Annotated in this window: 20 protein-coding genes; 10 read left to right on the forward strand and 10 right to left on the reverse strand. The window is 69.8% G+C overall.

What is annotated here, in order from left to right:
- The first annotated feature begins 219 nt into the window (after positions 1-219).
- Positions 220-1,458: a CaiB/BaiF CoA transferase family protein gene (locus BLS34_RS06030; RefSeq protein WP_028795564.1), complete on the forward strand. Its 1,239-nt coding sequence runs from the start codon at positions 220-222 to the stop codon at positions 1,456-1,458.
- Positions 1,455-2,267, forward strand: coding sequence for an enoyl-CoA hydratase/isomerase family protein (locus tag BLS34_RS06035; RefSeq protein WP_093148928.1), 813 nt, complete (start codon positions 1,455-1,457; stop codon positions 2,265-2,267). The genes BLS34_RS06030 and BLS34_RS06035 overlap by 4 nt, the downstream gene beginning before the upstream one ends.
- A 153-nt stretch (positions 2,268-2,420) precedes the next feature.
- Here BLS34_RS06035 and BLS34_RS06040 read toward each other — a convergent pair whose 3' ends face one another.
- From BLS34_RS06040 to BLS34_RS06055, 4 genes are read right to left on the reverse strand one after another with little or no spacing between them, the layout of a single operon-like run.
- The gene (locus BLS34_RS06040; protein WP_093148930.1) at positions 2,421-3,023 is read right to left on the reverse strand and encodes a DUF2889 domain-containing protein; all 603 of its coding nucleotides are present in this window, start codon (positions 3,021-3,023) and stop codon (positions 2,421-2,423) included.
- A 41-nt stretch (positions 3,024-3,064) separates the two neighbouring features.
- The gene (locus tag BLS34_RS06045; RefSeq protein WP_093148932.1) at positions 3,065-4,378 is read right to left on the reverse strand and encodes an HlyC/CorC family transporter; all 1,314 of its coding nucleotides are present in this window, start codon (positions 4,376-4,378) and stop codon (positions 3,065-3,067) included.
- A gap of 7 nt (positions 4,379-4,385) precedes the next feature.
- Positions 4,386-5,528 carry a 3-dehydroquinate synthase gene (aroB, locus tag BLS34_RS06050; RefSeq protein WP_245701925.1) on the reverse strand — a complete coding sequence of 381 codons (1,143 nt, stop codon included), beginning with the start codon at positions 5,526-5,528 and terminating at the stop codon, positions 4,386-4,388.
- Positions 5,529-5,551: 23 nt separating this feature from the next.
- The gene (locus BLS34_RS06055; RefSeq protein ID WP_028795559.1) at positions 5,552-6,187 is read right to left on the reverse strand and encodes a shikimate kinase; all 636 of its coding nucleotides are present in this window, start codon (positions 6,185-6,187) and stop codon (positions 5,552-5,554) included.
- 317 nt (positions 6,188-6,504) lie between these two features.
- Here BLS34_RS06055 and BLS34_RS06060 point away from each other — a divergent pair, with 317 nt between their 5' ends.
- The 3 genes from BLS34_RS06060 (at position 6,505) to BLS34_RS06070 (ending at position 10,368) form a co-directional block, all read left to right on the forward strand.
- Complete coding sequence (locus BLS34_RS06060; protein WP_093148938.1) at positions 6,505-8,382, forward strand: hypothetical protein; 1,878 nt, start codon at positions 6,505-6,507, stop codon at positions 8,380-8,382.
- Position 8,383: 1 nt separating this feature from the next.
- Positions 8,384-9,328 (forward strand): site-specific tyrosine recombinase XerD, encoded by a 945-nt coding sequence (gene xerD, locus BLS34_RS06065; RefSeq protein WP_093148940.1) that lies wholly within the window; start codon positions 8,384-8,386, stop codon positions 9,326-9,328.
- A gap of 89 nt (positions 9,329-9,417) precedes the next feature.
- A complete protein-coding gene (locus tag BLS34_RS06070) occupies positions 9,418-10,368 on the forward strand; it encodes an acetyl-CoA carboxylase carboxyltransferase subunit alpha (RefSeq protein WP_028795556.1) in 951 nt (316 codons plus the stop codon).
- Between the two features lie 151 nt (positions 10,369-10,519).
- Here BLS34_RS06070 and BLS34_RS06075 read toward each other — a convergent pair whose 3' ends face one another.
- The gene (locus BLS34_RS06075) at positions 10,520-11,110 is read right to left on the reverse strand and encodes a DJ-1/PfpI family protein (RefSeq protein ID WP_211228960.1); all 591 of its coding nucleotides are present in this window, start codon (positions 11,108-11,110) and stop codon (positions 10,520-10,522) included.
- Positions 11,111-11,124: 14 nt separating this feature from the next.
- Positions 11,125-12,111: a GlxA family transcriptional regulator gene (locus tag BLS34_RS06080; protein WP_093148942.1), complete on the reverse strand. Its 987-nt coding sequence runs from the start codon at positions 12,109-12,111 to the stop codon at positions 11,125-11,127.
- A 162-nt stretch (positions 12,112-12,273) separates the two neighbouring features.
- Between BLS34_RS06080 and BLS34_RS06085 the strand changes: the two genes are divergently transcribed.
- Positions 12,274-12,795: a hypothetical protein gene (locus BLS34_RS06085; protein ID WP_093148944.1), complete on the forward strand. Its 522-nt coding sequence runs from the start codon at positions 12,274-12,276 to the stop codon at positions 12,793-12,795.
- 241 nt (positions 12,796-13,036) lie between these two features.
- Here BLS34_RS06085 and BLS34_RS06090 read toward each other — a convergent pair whose 3' ends face one another.
- Positions 13,037-15,082: a molybdopterin-containing oxidoreductase family protein gene (locus BLS34_RS06090; protein ID WP_093148945.1), complete on the reverse strand. Its 2,046-nt coding sequence runs from the start codon at positions 15,080-15,082 to the stop codon at positions 13,037-13,039.
- A 246-nt stretch (positions 15,083-15,328) separates the two neighbouring features.
- Here BLS34_RS06090 and BLS34_RS06095 point away from each other — a divergent pair, with 246 nt between their 5' ends.
- From BLS34_RS06095 to BLS34_RS06110, 4 genes are all read left to right on the forward strand, one after another.
- Positions 15,329-16,087, forward strand: a complete 759-nt coding sequence (locus BLS34_RS06095) for a TVP38/TMEM64 family protein (protein WP_245701926.1) — start codon at positions 15,329-15,331, stop codon at positions 16,085-16,087.
- Between the two features lie 192 nt (positions 16,088-16,279).
- Positions 16,280-17,704: a dihydrolipoyl dehydrogenase family protein gene (locus BLS34_RS06100; RefSeq protein ID WP_093148949.1), complete on the forward strand. Its 1,425-nt coding sequence runs from the start codon at positions 16,280-16,282 to the stop codon at positions 17,702-17,704.
- A gap of 19 nt (positions 17,705-17,723) precedes the next feature.
- Positions 17,724-19,088 carry a sensor histidine kinase gene (locus tag BLS34_RS06105; RefSeq protein ID WP_093148951.1) on the forward strand — a complete coding sequence of 455 codons (1,365 nt, stop codon included), beginning with the start codon at positions 17,724-17,726 and terminating at the stop codon, positions 19,086-19,088.
- A gap of 287 nt (positions 19,089-19,375) precedes the next feature.
- Positions 19,376-20,284 (forward strand): pantoate--beta-alanine ligase, encoded by a 909-nt coding sequence (locus BLS34_RS06110; RefSeq protein ID WP_175474121.1) that lies wholly within the window; start codon positions 19,376-19,378, stop codon positions 20,282-20,284.
- On the opposite strand, the gene gpt is transcribed toward BLS34_RS06110, so the two are convergent.
- The 3 genes from gpt to BLS34_RS06125 form a co-directional block, all read right to left on the reverse strand.
- Entirely contained in the window at positions 20,259-20,765 is a 507-nt protein-coding gene (gene gpt / locus BLS34_RS06115) for a xanthine phosphoribosyltransferase (protein WP_093148955.1), read from the reverse strand. The two genes, BLS34_RS06110 and gpt, sit on opposite strands and share 26 nt — an antisense overlap.
- 73 nt (positions 20,766-20,838) lie before the next feature.
- Entirely contained in the window at positions 20,839-21,294 is a 456-nt protein-coding gene (locus BLS34_RS06120; RefSeq protein ID WP_028795547.1) for a DUF4864 domain-containing protein, read from the reverse strand.
- 128 nt (positions 21,295-21,422) lie between these two features.
- Positions 21,423-22,613 (reverse strand): hypothetical protein, encoded by a 1,191-nt coding sequence (locus BLS34_RS06125; RefSeq protein WP_245565645.1) that lies wholly within the window; start codon positions 22,611-22,613, stop codon positions 21,423-21,425.
- Positions 22,614-22,900 lie beyond the last annotated feature (287 nt).

Below are 22,900 nucleotides of genomic sequence, written 5' to 3' on the forward strand. Positions count from 1 at the left end.
ACTCCCCGGATTTATTCCGTGGCCCACGCGGGGTACCGCTGCAGCTTGAGGTTTCCCGCTTACGGGCGCGCCGATCCGTGGACCCCGGAATAAATCCGGGGAGTGTAGAGAATGGGGGAGTGTGGGCGCCCCTTCCGCGCTCGCCACCTTGACCGACGGCGCTTCCCCGTGGGGAAATGTCCTCAACCAAGAACAAGACGCGAAAACCGGGAGGATCGAATGGCGAACCGGGGGTTCGGCCCGCTGCAGGGCATGACGGTGATCGAGCTGTGCCACCACATGGCGGGGCCGACCTGCGGGCTGATGCTCGCCGATATGGGCGCCGACGTGATCAAGGTGGAGAAGATCAAGGGCGGCGACGACACGCGGCGCAACCTGCCGCCGGAGATCAACGGCGAGGCCGCCGCCTTCATGATGATGAACCGCAACAAGCGCGGGGTGGTCCTCGACCTGAAGACCGAGGAAGGCGCGGAGATCCTGCGCAGGCTCGTCGCCAAGGCCGACGTGCTGACCGAGAACTTCCGGCCCGGCGTGCTGGAGCGGCTCGGCCTCGGCTACGAGGATCTGAAGGCGATCAACCCCGGTCTGATCTACGCGTCCATTTCCGGCTTCGGGCGTACCGGCCCCTATGCCAAGCGCGGCGGCTTCGACCTGGTCGCCCAGGGCATGAGCGGGCTGATGAGCATCACCGGCGAGCGGCCGGACGGCCCGCCGGTGAAGGTCGGCGCCCCGGTCTGCGACATCACCGCCGGCCTGCTGCTGGCGCTCGGCGTCTGCGCCGCCTATTCCCACCGGCTGAAGACCGGCGAGGGCCAGCGCCTGGACACCTCGCTGATGGAAGCCGGGATCACCCATACCTACTGGCAGTCGGCCATCGCCTTCGCCACCGGCGTCGCACCCCGCGCCATGGGTTCGGCCCATCCGCTGAACGCGCCCTATCAGGCGGTGAAGACCGCCGACGGCTACATCAACATCGCCGCCAATACCGGAGCGTTCTGGACCGGCATGCTGGACATGATCGGCGCGCCGCAACTCGCCGACGACCCGCGTTTCCGCAGCAACGGCGACCGCATGGCCAACCTGAAGGACCTGGAGGCGGAACTGAACGCCCGCTTCGAGACGAAGACCAGCGACGCCTGGCTGGCCGAGTTCGAGGCCCGCGGCATCCCGGCCGGCCCGATCTTCGACGTGCTGGAGATGCACCAGGACCCGCAGACCATCGCCCGCGAGATGGTGCCGACCACCGAGCATCCCGTGGCGGGCACGGTCCAGACCATCGGCCTGCCGATCAAGTTCGAGAGCACGCCAGGTAAGGTCGCCACGCCCTCGCCGCTGTTCGGCCAGCACACGGCCGGGGTGCTCGAGGAACTCGGATACGACGCCGAGGAGATCGCCAGATTGGCCGAGACGGGCGCGGTCCTGCTCGGCACTTTGCCCAACCAGGAGGCAGCCGAATGAGCGAGGTTAAGGGGACCAGCGATCTGAGCGGGACCGAGGATGTGCTGGTCCATGTGGAGGACCGCATCGCCACGGTGACGATCAACCGGGCGTCCAAGCACAACGCCATGAACCTCGAGGTGTTCGGCGCGCTGGGCAAGGTCTTCACCGCGCTGGACGCCGACGAGGAGTTGCGTTGCGTGGTGATCCGCGGCGCCGGCGGCAAGGCGTTCTCCGCCGGGGCCGACATCTCCGAGTTCGAGAGCGTGCGCAAGGACAAGAAGGCGGCCATCGACTACGCCAAGACGTCGAACCCGTCCGGCCATGCGGTGGTCTCGTGCCGGCATCCGACCATCGCCCTGATCGAGGGGCTGTGCGTCGGCGGCGGCTTCGGGCTCGCGGCCCTGTGCGACCTGCGGATCTGCGGCGAGAGCAGCCGCTTCGGTGTGCCGGTCAAGCGCCTGGGCCTGGTGGAGTCGGCGGAGGAGCTGGAGTTTCAGGTGAAGAAATACGGCGCCACCGCCATGCTGGAGATCCTGCTGGTGGGCGACCTGCTGAACGCCGACAAGGCCTACCATTACGGCATCGTCAACAAGGTGGTGCCGGACGCGGAGGTCGAGGCCGCGGCCTATGAATGGGCGGCGAAGATCGCGGAGGGTGCGCCGCTGACCGCGCGCTGGCACAAGAAGTTCGTCTACCGCCTCACCGACCCGTCTCCGCTCTCGCCGGCGGAAATCGACGAGGGCTACGACGCCTTCGACACCGAGGACTTCCAGCGCGGGTACAAGGCGTTCCTGGCGAAGGAGAAGCCGAGCTTCGTCGGGCGGTAGCTCCATCTTTCCCTATCCGTCATCCCGGACGGTCCCGGACTTGATCCGGGGGCGGGCCGGGACCCCGCACTGCCGCCCGTTCCCAGGGTCCCGGCCGACCTCCGGGTCAGGCCCGGAGCTCGCTGGATGACGGGCGTGGAGTAAAGAGCCGGGTTACTCCCCCGCCTCCGCCTCCGCCTTCGGCCGGTGCCATTGCGGCCACATCTTTTCCACCACGGGACCCGTGTCGGCGAATGCGTGGCAGGTGTTGAGCAGGCGCGGGGGGCGGCCGGAACCGTCGGTCTTCTTCGGCGCCTCGCCCCTGGCCTCGGCTTCGCGCTGCATGCGGGACTTCTCGCCGAAGATCGTCTGATAGGCCACCGTCGCCAGCGGGCCGAGCAGCTCGACCAGATGGGTGCAGCCCTCCACCCCGCCGAGCCGCTCGCGCACCTGCTTGCGCCAGCCGGCGCCGATCGACAGGCCCTCCAGCCGCTTGAAGTTCGGGGTGATCGACGGGCAGATCGGGAACGGGCTCGCGTCCGTGGAGGCCTCCGCACCGTGCACCGTCATGTCCGCGTCGATGGTCAGGCGCAGCCACATGTCGTGGATCGCCTGACCCGGCTCCACGGTGCCGCGGAACTCGTTGGGGAAGGCGTAGCTCTTGGTGTCGACCAGATGGCCTTCGATGTCCCACAGCCCGTCGCTGCGCCGCCAGCCCTTGCAGACGATGGTGCGGTCATGGACGGGTTCGCGCTCTACGGGAGGGCTCAGCGGCATGGAAATCTCTCGTCGCAGCGGAAGAAGGAGCGCCGAGGCGGTCAGCCGCCGCTCGGCTCGGTGATCGGGGTCATCCGCAACAGGGTCATCTGGTTGCGATGCCGCCGCAGGATCCGGAAGCGGAAGCCGTGGAAGGAGAATTCCTGCCCGACTTCGGGGATCTTGCGGGATTCATATAGCACGAGCCCGGCGATGGTGGAGGCCTCTTCGTCCGGCAGGTCCCATTCGAACTCGCGGTTCAGGTCGCGGATCGTCACCGACCCCTCGACCACGTAGGAGCCGTCGGGCTGCGGCCGCACGCCGGAGACGGCGACGTCGTGCTCGTCCAGGATGTCGCCGACGATCTCCTCCAGGATGTCCTCCAGGGTCACCACGCCCATGAAGCTGCCGTATTCGTCGACCACCACGGCGAAGTGCTCGCGCCGCTCGCGGAATGCCTGGAGCTGGTCGAGCAGGGTGGTGGTGTCGGGAATGAACCAGGGCTCGGCGGCGATCGCCATGACGTCGAAGGCCTCCGGCGTCATGCCCTTGGCGGCGCGGATCGCCCGCAGCAGCGCCTTGACGTGCAGCACGCCGACGATGTTGTCCTGGTCCTCGCGGTACAGCGGCAGGCGGGTGAACGGGCTCTCGAGCACCTGGGCCAGCAGCTCGTCGATCGGGGCGTCGGCGTCGATCATCCGCACCGAGCCCCGGTGGGTCATGATCTCCTCGACCTCCACATCGGCCAGGTCGAGGATGCTGCGCAGCATGGCGCGCTCGTGCTCGACCTCCTCGCCGCCATCGGCGTGCATCTCGATCAGGCCGCGCAGTTCCTCTTCCCGCTCGTCATGGCCGAGACCGGCGGCGACGGAGACGCCGAACAGTTTCAGCGTGGCGCCGACGATGACCCGGGTGGCCCAGGTGAAGGGGGTGAGGATGAAGACCAGGGCGCGGATCAGCGGACCGACCACAAGGGCCATCTTGTCCGGATTGTTGATCGCGTAGGTCTTGGGCAGGACCTCGGCGAAGATCACCACCAGCACGGTCATCACCACCGTGGCCACGGCCACGCCGTTCTCGCCCATGAGCGCGATCATCGCGCTGGTCGCGAGCGCGGAGGCCAGGATGTTGGCGATGTTGTTGCCGATCAGGATGGCGCCGATCAGGCTGTCGCTCTTCTCCTTCAGCGCGACCACCGTGGCGGCCGGGCCGCTGCCCTTGCGGGCGAGCTGGCTCAGCCGCGCCTTGCTGGCGGCGGTCAGCGCGGTCTCGGAGCCGGAGAAGAACCCGGACATGATGATGAGGAGCAGGATCACCCCCAGGGTGATCGCCGTCCCGATGTCGATGTCGATGTCGAACGTCGTCGGAAGATCCATGGCCGGCTCAGGCCGCCTGCTGCCGGGTGAGAAGGGCGCGGGCCTGCGCCGGGTCGATGTCGTCGCGCACCCGGGCCTCGCCGAGCGCGTCGAGCAGTACGAAGACGATCCGGCCGTCGCGTGCCTTCTTGTCCTTGGTCATGTGCGCCAGCAGGGCGTCGGCGGTCCAGCTGCGGGTCGGATCGAGCGCGTCCAACTCCGTGCGCAGGCCGACGGCGTCGAGGTGACGGGTCAGCCGTTCGGCGTCCTGCCCGCTGCAGGCGCCGATCCGGACCGACAGACGGGCCGCCAGCACCATGCCGACCGCCACCGCCTCGCCATGCAGCAGCGAGCCGTCATAACCGGCCATGGCCTCCAACGCATGCCCGAAGGTGTGGCCGAGATTGAGCAGGGCGCGCCGACCGCCGGCCTGTTCCCGCTCGTCGCCGGCCACAACCTCGGCCTTGGCCCGGCAGGAGGCGACGATGGCGTGGCGGCGGGCGTCCGGGTCGCCGGCGATCACCGCCTTGCCGTGCTGCTCCAGCCACTCGAAGAAGCCGCGGTCGCCCAGCGCGCCGTATTTCGCCACTTCGGCATAGCCTGCCAGCAGCTCGCGCTCCGGCAGGCTGTCGAGCACCGTCGTGTCGATCAGCACCCGGCGCGGCTGGTGGAAGGCGCCGACCAGATTCTTGCCGTGGCGGGTGTTGATGCCGGTCTTGCCGCCGACCGAGCTGTCGACCTGGGCGAGCAGGGTGGTCGGGATCTGGATGAAGTCGAGACCGCGCAGCAGGCTGGCCGCCACGAACCCGGCGAGGTCGCCGACCACGCCGCCGCCGAAGGCGACGATCAGCGTGCGCCGGTCGATCCCCAGGGCAAGGGCGCGTTCGCAGAGATCCTGATACTGGACGAAGGTCTTGCCGGACTCGCCCGCCGGGGTGGTGAGCGTGTCGACCCGCCGGGCGGTCGAGGCCTTCAGGGCCGCGTCCAGCGCGCCCAGAGGCGCGCCGACCAGCCCCTCGTCGGCGATGACGACCAGGTGGCGCCCGTCGATCAGATCCGCCAGCTCCCGGTCGGCCGCGCCGATCAGGCCGGCGCCGACCCGGATGTCATACCGCCGGTCCGCGAGATCGACCGCGACGGTCTCGATGTCGCCCACTGCGATGTCGTTCATGTGTCTTCCGTCGTTGAGGGACGTCATTGGTGCTGCGCGGCCTCGCGCCCCAGATGGTCGAGCACGGCGTGATAGACCTTATCGACCGTCTCCTCAATCGGGACCCGCTGCGTTTCCACGACGAGATCGGCTTCGGCATAGACCGGATAGCGCTTCCGCATGAGGTCGCGCAGGGTGGCCTTGGGGTCGGCGGTCTTCAGCAGCGGCCGGTTGGAGCGCTTGGACACCCGTTCGAAGAGCGTCTCGAAATCCGCCTTCAGCCACAGCGACATCGACTCCGCCTTGATCAGTGCGCGGGTGTCGTCCGCCATGAAGGCGCCGCCGCCGGTGGCCAGCACCCGAGGGCCGCCGCTCTCGATCAGACGGCGGATGACCCGGCGTTCGCCGTTGCGGAACTCCTCCTCGCCGAAGGCCTCGAAGATTTCCGGGATGGTCCGGCCGGCCGCCTTCTCGATCTCGGTGTCGGCATCGGCGAAGGCCACGCCGAGCCGATGGGCCAGCCGCCGGCCGATGCTGCTCTTGCCCGCGCCCATCAGGCCGACCAGGACCAGGGGCCGTGCAAGCAGGGGCTGGGCGAGCGGGGGCGACGGAGCGGGTTCCGCGACGCTCTCGGCCTGCGATTCGGTCAATGCCGGCTGTGTGGTCGGACGAGCCGCCATGATCAATGTCCCGGACATGGCCGGATCCCGTGGGTTCGTTTGCGCGTGCCATGCGCCACCGGTTAAAGTGCCACCGTCGCGCCTTAGTTAGAACCGTAGCATATGCGTCGCGACACCTGCCAGCCGACTGACGGCGCGCCTTCCTGCGCCGGGCGAGGCGGGGTCGTTCTGTATCGATTCCGGCGACCGGGCCTTGGCCATGCGTTTTACTCTGTTTGTGCTCTTCCTTATTGTTCTGATCCTCGCCGGAGGCGCGGTGTTCCTGTTGACATGGGACATACCGGCGCCGACGGCGCCGGTCGAGAAGGTGATCCCGAATGATCGGTTCCCGCGTTAGCCACCCGCACGCGGTTCTGACCTGGCTGCGTGTCGGTCTGGTTGCCGGTGCCTGCCTTGCCGCGCTGACGCCGTATCGGGCCGTCGCGCAGATCGGGGCGCCGATCCAGATCGGGCCGCCGCCGGCGACCGGGACCCAGCCGGAACCTCCTGCTTTCGGCGGCCCCCCCGCCGCCACCCAGCCCCCTGCCGCTACCGCACCGGTGGTGCCGACCTTTCAGCAGGCCCCCGCGGCGCCTCGGACCCGCACCACGGTCGACGGCTCGATCACCATCGACCCGCTGCAGCGGCTGACGGTCGACGCGACCGGCACGCTGACGCCCGCCCTGGGCGGCCTGAGCGCCGATTTCTGGACCGGCACCCCGGGCGAGATCGCCCTGCGGCTGGTGTCGCTGCTGCCCGCCGCGCCCGACAGCCGGGCGCTGCGCGATCTCGCGCGGCGTGCGCTGCTGAGTTCCGGTGCGGCGCCTCGGGACGTTTCGCCGGAAGGCGCGCTGCTGCAGCTCCGGGCGGAGCGGCTTCTGGCCATGGGGGCGATCGACGATCTTGCCGTTCTCGCCGAGCGCATTCCGGCCGACCGGGTTTCGCAGGAGATGAGCCGGCCGCTGACCGAGGCGGCCTTCGCGCGCGGGGAGGACGAGCGCGCCTGCGATCTCTACGGCCAGCTGACCGCAACGGCGACCGACACGTTCTGGATCAAGGTCGCCGCCGTCTGCGATGCCCGGGCCGGACGCGACGCCAAGGTCGATTTCAGCGCCCGGCTGCTGTCTGAGCTGGGTGACGACGACGAACTGTTCGCCGCGCTGGTCCAGGCCGCCACGACCGGGCAGACCGGCACGCCGTTCCGGATGGGCGGAGCGGGACCGGTGCATCTGGCCCTGGCCCGGGTCGCGGGGCTGAAGATCGAGCCGACCGTCTCGGAGATCAATTCCCTGCCCGTCCTGGTGGCGCTGGCCCGCGGGGCCGCCAACGTCCCCTTCGCCCAGCGGCTGGAAGCGGCGGAGAAGGCGGAGCGCGCCGGCGCCCTCGCGTCGCGGGAGGTCACGGACCTGTATGACGAGGTGTCGGTTTCCGCCGGGTCGATGGACGCGGCGATCGCCGCCGCCGAGGCCGATCCCGGGCCGTTGAGCCGGGCGATCCTGTGGCGCGCGACCGAGGCGCAGACCGCGCCGGGTGCCCGTGCCCAGGCGATCGCCAAGGCCATGGCCATGGCCGAGGACGACGAGACCTGGCGCCAGACGGTGCGGCTGTTCGCGCCGTTCCTGGTCGCGCTCGACCCCGGTTCCGACGTGGACTGGTTCGCCGAGGATGCGGTGCGCGGCCTGATGGCGGCGGACCAGTTCCGCGCCGCCCGCCCCTGGCTGGAGCGGCTGCGGCGGCTGGAGGCCTCCGGTACAGGCGAGGCGTCGGCCGCATGGCTGCGGCTCTGGGCGGCGGTGCGCCTGGCCGGCGGCGATCCGGCGGTGGCGTTCGACGACGCGTCCGTCGCGCGCTGGTGGGCGCATCTGCGCTCCATCGACCCGCAGCAGGCCACCCTGCGTGGCTCGGCCGCCCTGGCCCTCATGGCGGCGCTCGGCGATCCGGTCGGCAGCGACGCTTGGCGTGGGCTGGTCTCGACCCCGGCGATCGATATCCGCGCCGTGCCGGAGACCGCCTTCGCCTTCGCGATCCGGGCGGCGGCCGACAGCCGGCGGCTGGGCGAGACGGTCATGCTCAGCGTCGCCGCGCCGGGCGAGACGCCCCTGGGGGAGATCGCCATTCCCGCCCTGGCCGACATCGTGCGCGCCCTGGTCGCCGTCGGTCTGGAGCCGGAGGCCCGGCGTCTGGCCACCGAAGCCGCCCTGGCCCACGGCCTCTGAGATGCTCGAGCCGGCGGCTTCCCCGAAAGACCGGACCCCCGATTTCACCGTCGAGGCCTTCCTGGAGATGCTGGTCGCCGAGCGTGGCGTGTCCCGCAACACCCTGGACGCCTACCGGCGCGACCTGGCCGACGCGGCCGGCTGGCTGAGCGGGCGCAAGCGGGTCCTGTCGGGCGCCGACAGCGACGACCTGCGCGGCTATCTCGACGGGCTGGAGCGCGCCGGCATGGCGCCGCGTACCGCCGCCCGCCGCCTGTCGGCCCTGCGCCAGTACTATCGCTTCCTGTACAGCGACGGGCACCGCACCGACGACCCGACCACCGTGCTGGACGCGCCGCGCCAGGGCCGGCCGCTGCCGAAGATCCTCTCGGAGACCGAGGTCGACGCCCTGCTGGACACCGCCCGGGACATGGACGGACCGGAGGGCCTGCGCCTGGTCTGCCTGCTGGAGATCCTCTATGCCACCGGCCTGCGGGTGTCGGAGCTGGTCGGCCTGCCCTTCGCCGCGGTCGCCCGCGATCCCCGCGTCCTGCTGGTGCGCGGCAAGGGGGACAAGGAGCGCATGGTGCCGCTGACCGACGCCTCCATGGCCGCCATCGCCGACTACAAGCCGGTGCGCGGCGTGTTCATGACGGGCAGGTCCTCGCCTTTTCTGTTTCCCTCGCGCTCGGCCGAAGGGCACCTGACCCGCCGGCGCTTCGGCCAGTTGCTGGACGAGGTGGCGCTGGAGGCCGGCATCGACCGCAAGCGCGTCTCGCCCCACGTTCTGCGCCACGCCTTCGCCACCCATCTGCTCGATCACGGGGCCGATCTGCGCAGCGTGCAGCAGATGCTCGGCCATGCCGATATTTCCACAACGCAGATCTATACCCATGTATTGACCGAGCGCCTTCGGGCCCTGGTCGAGACACATCATCCCCTGGCCCATCCCGGGGCACAGCGCTGAGCCCGCCCCCGGTACCGCATCGGGCTGCGCTTGAGGGGAACGGGCGGCATCGGTATGGTGCGCCGCCGCAAACGGAGTAGATTTCCCGCATGCATCAGTTCCTCGATTTCGAAAAACCGATTGCCGACCTGGAAGGCAAGATCGAAGAGCTTCGCCATCTGTCGAGCGACGGCGACCTGAACATCGCCGAGGAGGTCTCGAAACTGGAGGCCAAGGTCGAGCGCCAGCTCCGGACCACCTACCAGAAGCTGTCGCCCTGGCAGAAGGTACAGGTCGCCCGTCATCCCGAGCGCCCGCATGCCCAGGCAGCGATCGACCATCTGATCGACGAGTACGTGCCGCTGGCCGGCGACCGGTCGTTCGCCGACGACCCGGCCATCGTCGGCGGCGTGGGCCGGTTCAAGGGCCGCTCGGTCGTCGTCATCGGCACCGAGAAGGGCGCCACCACCGAGGAGCGCGTGCGCCGCAATTTCGGCATGGCCCGCCCGGAAGGGTACCGCAAAGCGCGCCGCCTGATGGAATTCGCCGACCGCTTCAAGATGCCGATCCTGACCTTCGTCGACACCGCCGGCGCCTATCCCGGTGTCGATGCCGAGGCCCGCGGCCAGGCCGAGGCCATCGCCCGGGCGATCGAGACCTGCCTCGCCGTGCGGGTGCCGCTGATCGCCACCATCCTGGGCGAGGGCGGGTCCGGCGGCGCGGTGGCGCTGGCCGCCGGCAACCGGGTGCTGATGCTGGAGCACGCGATCTATTCGGTGATCTCGCCGGAGGGCTGCGCCTCGATCCTGTGGCGCTCGGGCGAGCACGCCAAGGACGCCGCCGAGGCGCTGAAGATGACGGCGCAGGATCTGGAGAAGCTCGGGGTGATCGACGGTATCGTGAAGGAGCCGCTGGGCGGCGCCCACCGCGAGCCGGCCCCGGCGCTGGACGCGCTGGGAGCGGCGATCGACCGGAATCTCGGCGAGCTGGTCGGTCGCGACGGCGGCGAGCTGCGCGCCGAACGCCGCGACAAGTTCCTGGCCATCGGCGCGGCGGAATAAGCGAGGTCGCCGTCTCGCCTTCCTGCCGTCTTCCCGGGCTTGCCCCGGGACCCAGGGGTCCGCGTGACGGAGCGTTTCCAGGTGGCGCTCCAACACACACTTTTCCTAGACCCCGGCTCAGGGCCGGGGAGACGGAGCAGGTGGTGAGCCGCTACACCGCCCCCTGATGCGGCGGGGCGGGGTCGTATTCCATGTTGCGCTGGACCTGGCGGGCGAAGGCCGGCTCCCAGATCTCGCCGATCAGCCACAGCGCCATGTCGATGCCGGCCGACACGCCGGCCGAACTGACCACGTTGCCGTCGCGCACATAGCGCACGTCGTCCAGTACCTCCGCCGCCTCGCCGCGGCCGCGCACCAGGTCGACCGCCCGCCAATGGGTAGTGATCCGCTTGCCCCTGGCCGGGCCGGCGGCGGCCAGCAGCATCGAGCCGGTGCACACCGAGGTCACCCAGGTGCAACCCTGCGCCGCCTTGGCGATCCAGGCGAGCAGCTCGGCGTTGTTCACCTCCCGCCGCGTGCCCTGGCCGCCCGGCACCACCAGCACGTCCAGCGGCGGGCAGGCCTCCATCGTGTGGTCCGGGCAGACCCGCATGCCCTTGGCGCACCGCACCGGGGCGTCCGTCGGGCCGATCGTCACGCACTCGATCTCCGGTTTCAGGTGACCGGCCATGGTCCAGACCTCCCACGGGCCGACCATGTCCAGTTCCTCCAGATCGTCGAACATCAGAAAACCGACGCGCATCATCATCTCCTCTGTCAGGCGGAAGCGGGGCTGCCGAACTGGCGGCGGTACTCGGCGGGCGAGACGCCGAAGGCGCGCTGGAAGCTGCGCCGCATGCGCTCGGCGTTCACGAAGCCGGTCTGCAACGCCACCTGCTCCACCGCCGTGCCGGGCCGTTCCAGTCGGCGTCGGGCGGCGTCCAGGCGGGCGCGCTCGACGAAGGCGGCCGGAGTTTCGCCCACCGCCTCGCGGAAGCGGCGGGCGAAGGTGCGCGGGGACATGCCGGCGCGGGCCGCCAGGTCCTCCACCGACAGCCGGTCGTCCAGATGGTCGAACATCCAGGCCTGCAGGGAGGCCAGCCGGTCGTCGGCCGCCGATTGCAGGGCGAGTTCGCTGCTGTACTGGCGCTGACCGCCGCTGCGCTGCATCGCCATGACCTTGGAGCGGGCGATCCGCAGGGCCTCCTCGCGGCCGAGGTCGCGGGCGATCATCGCCAGGGCCAGATCCATGCCGGCCGTCACACCGGCGGAACTCCAGAACTTGCCGTCCTCCACGTAGATCCGGTCCGGCTCGACCCGCAGGGCCGGGTGCCGGTCGGCCAGGGTCTCGGCATGCTGCCAGTGGGTGGTGACCGTGCGCCCGTCCAGCAGGCCGGTGCGCGCCAGCAGGAAGGCGCCGGTGCAGACCGTGGCGACCCGGCGGCAGGCCGCGGCGGTGGCGACGACCCAGTCCCGCAGGTCTCCGGTCACCGGGGTCAGGCGGGACCCGGGGCCGCCCGCGACGATCAGGGTATCGACGCTCGCCGGGTCCAGACTGGCGAGGGTCTCGTGCGCCTCCAGGCCCAGCCCGGCCTCGGTCGTCACCCGCCGTGCCTCCGGGGCGACCAGCACCACGCGATAGGCCGGCGCGGGCGAGCCGGCGCGCACGGCCGAGGCGAACAGCTCGAACGGGCCGGCGACGTCCAGAAGCTGGCAACCGGGGACGGCGAGCAGAGCGACGCAGGGCGGGACGGCGTGTGTCATGGGGTCAGGGTGCGGTGGCGGGGCTCTGTCCGCAATGTCAAACACCCCTCGGTTTCAGCCATACAGCCTCGCCGCGCGGGAAACCGGCCCCGGCCTTCCATAGCTCCGCCGTTCCATGGGGCCGGCGGCGATGTCCGGACCCGCTTGGGGGAGGAGACCGGCATGACCCTGGGATTCGGCGGTTCGGGAGAGGAGCGGTGGGCGCTGGCCGGGCCGGAATGGTTCGACGACCTGCGCCGCTACTGGGACGACCAGCGGGCGGGGGCCGATCTGCCCGATGCGGACGAGCTGTTCCTGGCCGACCTGTGCGAGATCATGCCGAGTCTGCTGCTCGCCTATCTCGATCCCCTGCGCGGGTCGTACCGGATCGAGTATGCGGGCGCGATCACCCGCGCCCTGCTGGGCGGCGACCTGCTTGGGCTCTACCCGGAATGGGCCGAACCGGGGACCACGCTGTCCTGGATCGGGGCGGGCTATGCCGGGGCCGGCCGGCTGATCCCCCCGGGCATCGTGCAGATCCGCCACGGCGACCTGATGGCGACCCACCTGCCGTATCGCAACGCCATGGGGAAGGTGGGCCTGATCCTGACCGCGCTGGCGCAGCGGCCGGCACCGCTGGCGGATGGGCGCGGCGCGACTGTGCTGCCATTCCCGGGGAGACGGGGCCGTGACAAGAAGGGGTAAGCGGAGGGATCCGCAGGCGAGGACGGACACCCGCCCACCGTCCCTCTCTCTCTCCAATTCCGTCTCCCCGGGAATGGCAGCACCCCCGGTCCCGGCGCAAGGCCGGGAAGATGCAGATGGGCTGTCCGCTGGGCGAGGCAGTGTCGGCGGTCGAGAGCGGCGTGCGGATGCCCGGGCACGCCCACCCATGGGCCCCGGCACGAGGCCGGGGAGTGTCAGGGATGGGGGATGAGGTGCCCCCCTAAACCTTCGACACCTCGACCCGGGCGTCGTTGAAGCACGCGCCTTCGCAGAGATCCGCCTTGTGGGTCGGCAGCAGGGCGTTGACCGTCAGGCCGGTGTCGCTGGTGCGCATCCAGGTGCCCTTGGCGGAGAACACCGTGCCGGGACGTACCGCGTCGGTGAGCACTGCGCGCAGCACCGTCTCGCCCAGGTCGTTATGCACCCGCACCCGGTCGCCCTCCTCGATCCCGCGTGCCGCCGCGTCCGCCGGGTTGATCTCCAGCGCCTGCACGCCGTCGCTCGCCGCGTGGCCGCCGAAGGTCGCGTTGGTGCGGTGGGAGGAGGACGGGGTGATCAGGGCGAGCGGATAGGTACTCTCCACCGGCCGGTAGGCGGGGACCCGGAAGCCGCGCGCCTGCGCCATCCAGTCGGAGGCGAGCTCGGCCTTACCCGAGGCGTTCTTCGGGAACACGGTGGCGAAGGGCACGATCTCCTGCGCCCCGTCGGCGGTCATGTTCAGCGCCCGGTCGACCGGCAGCTCGCTCGGCCGCAGCCCGCCGAGGCGCGGGTCGGCACCGTCGATCGCCTCGTCCATCAGTTCGACATCGGTGGCGGCGAAACACGGGTCGGTGTAGCCGAACCGGGCGGCCAGCCGGCGGAAGATCTCCGTATTCGGCAGCGCCTCGCCCACCGGGGCGATCACCGGATCGGCCCGCTGCAGATAGGTCTGACCGTAGGCCGGGAAGATGTCGGCATGCTCGAAATGGCTGCAGGCCGGGAGGATCACGTCGCAGTAGCGCATGCTGTCGGTCATCTGCACCTCGCAGCCGACGACGAAGATGTCCTCGCGGCTGAACGCCTGCATCACCTGCGCCTGGTCCGGGAACACGGCGATCGGGTTGTGGTTGTAGACGAAGACGGCCGCCACCTTCGGGTCCAGGTCGTCGCGCAGCATGTTGGCCGGCACGTCCATGATGTTCATGCGCCGGGTGCCTTCGGGGATCAGGTCGGTGCGCTGCAGCTTCGCCACGGTCTTCGGCACGGCGGCGCCGACCTTGGCGATCACCCCGCCGCCGCGCACGCCCCACTTGCCGCAGAGCACCGGCAGGGCGGCGACGGCGCGCACGGAATTGCCGCCGTTCTGGTTGCGCTCCATGCCGTTGCCCATGCCGATCAGCGCCGGGCTCGCCTCGGCGTACCAGGCGGCCAGCGTGCGGATCTGCTCCTCCGGGATGCCGCAGGTCTCGGCGGCACGCTCGACGGTCCACGCGCGCGCGGCTTCCATGAACTCCTCGGCGCCGGACGCCCAGCGCTCGATGAAGGCCTGATCGAAGGCGCCGATCCGCTCCAGTTCGGCGGCCAGCGCGAAGGCCAGCACCACGTCGGTGCCCGGCCGGATCGCCACATGCATGTCGGCCTGGTCGGCCGCCTTGATCCGCTTGGGATCGACCACGACGATCTTGGCCCCCGCCGCCTTGGCCCGGTTGATGGTACGGATGAAGTGCAGGTTGGAGACGGTGACGTTGTTCGACCACACGATGATCAGCTCGGCCCCGACGCCCTGCTCCGGCGGGGTACCGGGCATCGCGCCGTAGATCGAGACGAAGGCCTCGCCCTTCACCCCGCCGCACATCGGCCCGCGGTCGAGCAGGGTGGCGCCCATCTGGTGGAAGAACCGGAAGTCCATGGATCCGCCGGCCAGCATCCCATGCGGCCCGGCATAGGCCAGCGGCACCACCGATTGCGGGCCATGGGCGTCGATCGCCCTGGTCAGGCCGTCATGGACCAGGTCCAGCGCCTCGTCCCAGGAGATCCGCTCGAACCTGTCCTCGCCGCGCCTGCCGACCCGCTTCAGCGGATGGGTCAGCCGTCCCTCGCCATGGACGAAGTGCGGGTAGTAGCGCGAGACCTTGTTGCAGACCACGCCCTCGGTGAGCGGGTTGGCGGTGGAGCCGCGCACGCCGGTGACCTTGCCGCCCTCGACGGTGACGTCGAGGCTGCAGGTGTCCGGGCAGTCGAGCGGGCACACACTCGGTTTCGTGATCGAAGCCTGGCCGTCGGGCATGGAATGCCTCCATTGTCTTGTTGACGGCGATCCTGCGCCCTGTTTGGCCCTGCCGGTAGCACCATTCGGCCCAATGTCATGGTGCCATGATCGGTCGCTCGGTCCAGGCACACGGAACGCTCACGCCCTGTTGACTGGCGCCGACGCGGCCAGGGGGCATCTTGGCCGGAGCGGGAAGGTTCCGCATCATGGCCCGGCCGCAACATGGCAGGGTGCCCGGCTGGGGACGGGCGAACGGGAGGTCGTGTGCAGCAGATCGATCGGAAGCGAAAAGGGGACAAGCCGGAAGTCGGCCGCCGGGATTGGCCGCGCCGGGTGCTGCCGGTCGGCGTGCTGGCCCTCGGACTGATCGCCTTCTTCACCCTGGACCTGGACCGGTTCGTGTCGTTCCAGGCGCTGTCCGACAACCGCGACCTGCTGCAGGGCTGGGTGGCGGCGAACCCGTTGGTCAGCCGCCTCGGCTACGCGCTGGCCTATGCGCTGTCCATCGCCTTCTCCCTGCCGGTCGGGCTGGTGCTGACGGTGACCGGCGGTCTGATGTTCGGGCTGATCGAGGGCACGGCGATCACGGTGGTCTCGGCAACGGTCGGCGCGCTCGCAGTGTTCCTGGCCGCCCGCACAGCCATCGGCGACAGCCTGCGGGCCAAGGCCGGGCCATTCGTCGCCCGCCTGGAGGAAGGGTTCCAGGAGAACGCGCTCAGCTATCTGCTGGTGCTGCGTCTGGTGCCGATCTTTCCGTTCTGGCTGGTCAACATCGTGCCGGCGCTGCTCGGCGTCTCCACCCGGGTGTTCCTGCTCGGCACCCTGGTCGGGATCATTCCGGGCACCTTCGTCTTCGTCTCCGTGGGCAACGGGCTCGACACCGTGTTCTCCCGGGGCGAGGTGCCGGGCCTGGGCATCTTCCTGGAACCGGGCGTGCTGATCCCGATCGCCGGTCTGACCCTGCTGTCGCTGGTGCCGGTGCTGTACAAACGGCTGCGCCGCGGGGTCGCGTCTTCTGCGTGAGCGCGTGATACCCTCCCCCTCCCACAAACCCCGGATCCATTCCGGGGCAAGCCTTTGATCTGCGACGGGCGTCTCGTGATTTCATACCGACGGTGGAAGCGGCTGCCGATCTTACCCCGGAATAAATCCGGGGAGTGAGGAGATACCGGGGAGTGAGGAGATGAAGATGAAAGCGCGTTCCGGAGCTCTTCCATGAGCGAGACGATCCAGGCCGATATCTGCGTCATCGGCGCCGGCTCGGGCGGGTTGTCGGTGGCTGCCGGGGCATCGCAGATGGGCGCGTCGGTGGTCCTGTTCGAGAAGGCCGAGATGGGCGGCGACTGCCTGAACGTGGGCTGCGTGCCGTCCAAGGCGCTGCTCGCCGCCGGGCATGCCGCCCATGGTGCCCCCCAGGCCGCGCGCTACGGCGTCGACGCGTCGGTCCAGGCTGTCGACTGGGCGCGGCTGCGCGCCCATGTGCAGGGCGTGATCGCCGAGATCGCGCCGATGGATTCCGTCGCCCGCTATACCGGCTTCGGTGTGCGGGTGGTCCAGGCCGAGGCGCGCTTCACCGGCCCGCGGAGCGTCGAAGGAGGCGGCATCCGGGTCGAGGCGAAGTTCGTGGTGATCGCCACCGGCTCCACCCCCGCGGTGCCGCCGATCCCGGGGCTCGACGGCGTCGCCTTCCTGACCAATGAGACGGTGTTCGACCTGGCGGAGCGTCCCCGGCGGCTGCTGGTGCTCGGCGGCGGGCCGATCGGCTGCGAGCTGGCCCAGGCCCATGCGCGGCTCGGCTGCGAGGTCGTGCTGGTCGAGGCGAAGACGCTGCTCGGCACCGAGGATCCCGAAGCAGCCGAGGTGGTGCGTCTGGCCCTGCGGCGCGACGGTGTGGAGCTGCACGAAGGGGCCGCCGCCGTCCATGCCGGCCCGACCGGCGACGGGGTCGACCTGGTGGTGCGCGGCGAGGCAGGCGAGACCGTGCTGAGCGGCAGCCATCTGCTGGTGGCGGTCGGGCGCCGCGTCGGGTTCGAGGGGCTGGACCTGGCCCGCGCCGGGATCGAGACCGACGAGCGCGGCCGCCTGAAACTCGACCGGCGGCTGCGCACCAGCAACCGCCGCGTCTTCGCCGTGGGCGACGCGGCGGGCGGCGCCCAGTTCACCCATCTGGCCGGGTTCCATGCCGGCATCGTCATCCGCAACGCCCTGTTCCGCCTGCCGGCCAAGTCGGATCCGGTGCTGCCCCGGGTGACCTATACCGCGCCGGAACTGGCGAGCGTGGGCGCCGACGAGGCGGCACTGCGGGCGCGGGGCCAGGCGTTCGAGGTCCTGCGCTGGCCGTTCTCCGAGAACGACCGGGCAATCGCCGAGCGCGACGTCGACGGCTTCACCAAACTTTACGTCTCGCCAAAGGGTCGTATTCTGGGGGCCGTCGTGGTCGGCACGGGGGCCGGAGAGATCGTCTCGCTATACACCCTGGCGATTGCCAAGAAGCTGAAGGTGTCCGACATCGCCGGCCTCGTCGTGCCGTATCCCACGCGCGCCGAGGTCGCGAAGCGGGCCGCCGGAAGCTGGTACGTCCCGAAGCTGTTCTCCGCGCGCACCCGGCGTATCGTGCGCTTCCTGATGCGCTTCGCCTGAGCTTCCGGCGGATCGGACGATGCGGTCGCTTTCCTTTCGCGTCCTGTGCCTGACCATCTTCTTCGTGATGGTCTCAGAAGTGCTGATCTACACCCCGTCGATCGCCCGCTTCCGGCTGACCTATCTGACCGAGAAGCTGGACAAGGCGCATCTGGCGGCCCTGACCATCGACGGCTCGCCCGACCGGGTGATCAGCCAGGAACTGACCTTCGAACTGCTGGATCATGTCGGCGCCTACGAGATCGTGGTGGAGGGCCCGGAAGGCGATACCAGGTCGCTGAGCCGGCCGATGTTCCCGCCGGGCGAGGTCGAGGTCTCGCTGTATGAGCCCATGCCCATGGCCCTGGTCTTCGATGCGTTCGACGCCCTGTTCCAGACCGGCAACCGGATCCTTCGGGTGACCGGGCCGGCACCGATGGAGCCGGCGAGCACGGTCAGCATCACCATCGACGAGTATCCGCTGCGCATGGTGATGTACGACTACTCCTGGCGCATCCTGACCCTGTCGGTGCTGATCTCGGTGTTCACCGCCGCCCTGGTCTTCGTCAGCCTGCGCTGGCTGCTGGTGCGGCCGCTGGAGCGGATCACCGAGAGCCTCGTCGCCTTCCGCAAGCGCCCGGAGGACCGCGGCACGGACCTGGACGACCGGGGACGCCGCGACGAGATCGGCGTGGCGCTGCGCGAGCTTGGCCTGATGAAGGAGGAGATGCGTGCCGCCCTGCGGCAGCGCACCCGTCTGGCCGCTCTGGGCACGGCGGTGAGCAAGATCAGCCACGACCTGCGCAACATGCTGTCCACCGCCACCCTGATCTCCGACCGGCTGGCCATGAGCCAGGACCCGGACGTGCAGAAGGTGACGCCGACCCTGGTGAAGGCGATCGACCGGGCGGTGGCGCTCTGCTCGACCACCCTCAACTTCACCCGAGAGACGCCGCCGCTGACCCTGGCGCCGGTCCGCCTTGCCGACCTGGTGGCCGAGCTGCGGGCGGAACTGGCGGAGCTGAAGGACAAGGACGTCGAGGTCCTGCTGAGCCAGGAAGGGGATATCGTGTTCCAGGCCGATCGGGACCAGATGTTCCGGGTCGTCGCCAATATCGCCTCCAACGCGGTCAATGCCGGGGCGGATACCCTGCGGGTGAGTGCCTGGGAGGCGTCCGGGCGGCTGCTGGTGGATATCGCCGATAACGGGCCGGGCATCCCGGAGGAGGGGCGCGGCCGGCTGTTCCAGCCGTTCCAGTTCTCCACCCGGCGCGACGGCACCGGTCTGGGTCTCACCATCGCCCGCGATCTGGTCCAGGCCCATGGCGGTACGCTGACATTGGAGCGGACCGGCTCCGACGGATCGACCTTCCGCATGAACCTGCCGGCGCGCACCGTGGTGTGACACGATTGCCGCCCGGCCCGGACCGGTGGGTCCGGGGAGCAGATTTTGCTTTGCCGGAGTTCGTTTTTGCGGTGTAGCCTTTGGCCGAATCGGGCGGATTTGGCGTGGCGTCGTACCGTCGATGCCGGGCCGGAAACACGGGGCGCACGGCCATGAACGTGCGTTGAACATAAGTCTCCTGCCAGGAGGGTGGAGGGCCGTTTTTCCGCACTGGAACGGCACGGATCTCCGCGCCCTGTGATTTCCGGTCCCCAGGACCGGAATGTCGGGACCACGGGTGAATGCCAATGTCGAAGCGCGTTGGAAAATCGGAGAGCGACCGGGGCGGTCCCTATGACCCGGCGGTGTCCTTCAACCTGGATGGCGACGAGGGTGCGGATGTCGAGGTGGTCTCCGATGTCGGAGCCCTGATCGGATATCTGGACGAGTGGCGCGAGGACGGGTGTTCCATCGGGCTCGTGCCGGTGCTCGGCGAGGCCCATGTGGGCCATCTGGTGCTGCTGGCCCTGGCCGCCCGGGAATGCGACCGGGTGGTGGTGGCGGCCGGACCTCGGGCCGACGTTCTCACCGATCCGGTCGGGCGGTCCCTGCTGTCGCGCAATGGCGCCGACGTCCTGTACGCGGCCGCGCGGGAGGTTGATCCGCTTCCGGTGGATGACCTTCCCGACTTCGCCGTGGCCATGGAGGGCCAGTACGGCCGCCGGTCGCTGACCGAGGCGGTCGGCAAGATCGAGCGGCTGATCGGCCTGATCGCGCCGGATCGCCTGTACCAGAGCGGGGCCGTGTTTCAGCGGGCCTGTGTGCTGGCGTCCCGGCTGTCGGGCCGGGACGGGGCACCGCTGATCCGGGTGGTGGACGCGGCGCGCGGTCCCGGCGGCATCACGCCGGTGGCGGAGATCGACCGGCTCGACGAGGCGGGCCGGGAACGGGTGGCCAGTCTCAGCCGGATCCTGCAGCGCATAGCCGGCAGACTGGCCGACGGGGTCAGCACGCCCGCCGGCGAAATTGCCTGGGGCCTCGACGCCCTGAGCGCCGCCGAGTTCGACGGCATCGACTATCTGGAGGTGCGCAATCCGCGCACGCTGGAGCCGGTGGACCGGGCCGGAGCGCCGGCCCGGGTCTTCGTCGCCGTGCGGATCGGCGATCTGCGCTTCGTCGACAGCGTACCCGTCAGATCGGCGGACGCAGACCGATGATCGGGTCGACCGGCCGCGGCTCCAGATCCCAGGGGAAATAGATCCAGGTGTCCTGGCTGACCTCGGTCACGAAAGTGTCGACCAGGGGCCGTCCGGCGGGCTTGGCGTAGATCGTGGCGAAATGCGCCTTGGGCAGCATGGCGCGCACCACCTTGGCGGTCTCGCCGGTATCGACCAGGTCGTCGACGATCAGCCAGCCGGCGCCGTCCTGGGTGAGGGAGGGCGGCTTGACCACCTTCAACTCGCCGCGCGGGCCGTCATAGCCGGCGTAGCTGGACACGCCGATCGTGTCGATCATGCGGAGTTCCAGTTCGCGGGCGACGATCGCGGCCGGCACCAGGCCGCCGCGGGTGATGCCGATGATGCCCTCGAACGGGCCGACATCCAGCAGCCGCCAGGCCAGGGCCCGGCCGGTGCGGTGCAGCTCTTCCCAGGAGACCGGAAAAGAGCGACGCGGATCGTCGTCCTTGCTTGCATTCATGGGGGATAGCCTCCGCACGTCGCCTTGATACTCCGGCTATAACGGCCCCATGGCGCGGTGGCAATGTGTACGCTCAGGTGGTGCGGTCGGACAGGGTCTCGAGCACCACGCCGTCGATCTTCCAGCTTCCGTCCGGCTGCCGTTCCATGAAGTAGAACGCCCGCCGGGCGACCCCGTCCGGACCGATGACGAAGACCGGCTGGGTCGGACGGCCGTCGAGGATGGTGGCGTCCTCGAACTCGAAGACCCGCGGCCGGGCGACCGCCTCGTAGGCGCCCGTCACCATCGAGCGGAACCGCTCAGCAGTGCCGAACATCGTGCGGATATCGGGGGAGGCATAGGAAAAGGCCTTGTCCCAGGCATCGGCGCGGAAGGCGTCCACCTGGGCCGAGATGACCCCGCGGAAGGCGGCGGCCTCATCGGCGGTCTGGGCGGATGACGGTGTCGAAAGCAGGCCGAGCGCGACAAGCGCCGCGGCGATCGGGCGAAGCAGGCGCAGAAGAAGCTGGCGCAGAACAGATCGGATCATGGGGCACCTCCACCGGTCTTTACGAGGCGCGGCGCCGATCCGGATCACCCGGCCGGAAAGCGAAGGGGCGGCTCGGATCGATCTCCGGCCGCCCCTGTCTCATGCTGTTTCCGCGCTCATTTCTGCGCTCAGCGCACGTAGATGCGGACCTCGTTGGTGCGCGCATCCGGCGCCGACTGGGCCGACAGGGCGACCCGGCCCGGCGGCAGGCCCATCTCCTGCAGGCTGCGGAACACGGTCTGGGCGTTGCGCTTGGCCTGGTTGGCGTCGAGGGCGTTGCGGCCCTGGTTGGCGGATTGCGGGCTGACGGCGATGACGTCGAAGATCGCCTCCGGCCGGGTTTCCAGCGCGCGGCGGACGGCGCTGTACAGCGGCTGCTCGTACTCGACGCCGGGCCGGTCGAAGCGGATCACCACCAGCGGACGGCGTCCGGCGACGCCGGTGCTCGCCGGGGCCGGGAAGCTGGCGCCGCCCGGGGTCGCCGAGGCCATGGCCCCGCCGCCGAAGGAGCGGTTGGCCAGGCTGGTGCCGAACAGCTCGCCGTTCTTGATGGCGACAGCCATGGTGTTCAGGTCGTTGCGCTCGTTCGCGGCGTAGGAGCTCTGGCGGCGGATGTCGTCGCTCAGCTCGGTCAGCAGGCGGTCGATCAGCACGACGGTCTGGTTGGTGTCGTCCTCCAGCACCGCGAGCTGCTCGTGGTCGGCCTCGACCGCGCCGGACAGGCCGTAGGCGGCGCGCACGGACTCAAGCAGATAGGTCGACAGCGCCGCGTCGGAGGACACCCGGTTGGCCAGGGCGTTCATGTTGGAGATATCGGTGTTCACCTGCTCCAGCTGGCGCTGGGCGCTGTTCCACTGATCGACGAGCTGCGGGTTGCCCGGCGTGGTGCCGACCTGCAGGCGGGATTCGATGCCGGCGACCGTCTGGTGGTAGTTCAGCGCGTTCTGGGCGGTGGTGGCGCGCAGGGACTGCAGGGTGCCGTTATGGCCGCGGATGCTGTCCTGCAGGCGGACCAGATCGCCGCGCAGCTGAATGACCTTTTCGCCGACGAAGGTTCCGGTCGGTTCCATCGTGGCCGGCGGACGAACCTCGAAATTGGTGCTGCCGAGCGGCGGCGGGCCGCCGACCATCGCGGAGCCCGCGCGTTCCCCGGCAGATGGCTGAATGGCAACGGTCTCGGCCGCCGGTGAGTCGGCGCTTGGCGCTTCACCGGTCAGAGACGGCCACAGCGAATCGCTGCTGAACGAGCACCCCGCAAGGGCGAGTACGCCGGCACCGATAACGGCGAGGCGGCGCATGGAGTCGAACGATTCGATCACCGCGTCATCCCTTTTAATTCCCAACCCGGACCCCCGAAGAACGCGTGCCGCTCCCCCTCGCGACTGGGCGCGCTCCATGATGCGATACGCGGCGTTAGGAGCCAAGGGATGTCTCTACAGAGAATTCCATCGGCTTTCGTCCAGCGACCCCGCTCACAAATCACTGCTGGGATACTACTTAAACCACGGAATCCGAACAAGTTCTTTTGCCCGTGGCTTTTTCGTATCAGGGCTCTTGCCAAGCGTGAGGGGTTTGAGTAGGTTGCGCCTCCTTCGCGGGGGGCACC

This window comes from Thalassobaculum litoreum DSM 18839, from assembly GCF_900102465.1.
Lineage (GTDB): Bacteria > Pseudomonadota > Alphaproteobacteria > Thalassobaculales > Thalassobaculaceae > Thalassobaculum > Thalassobaculum litoreum.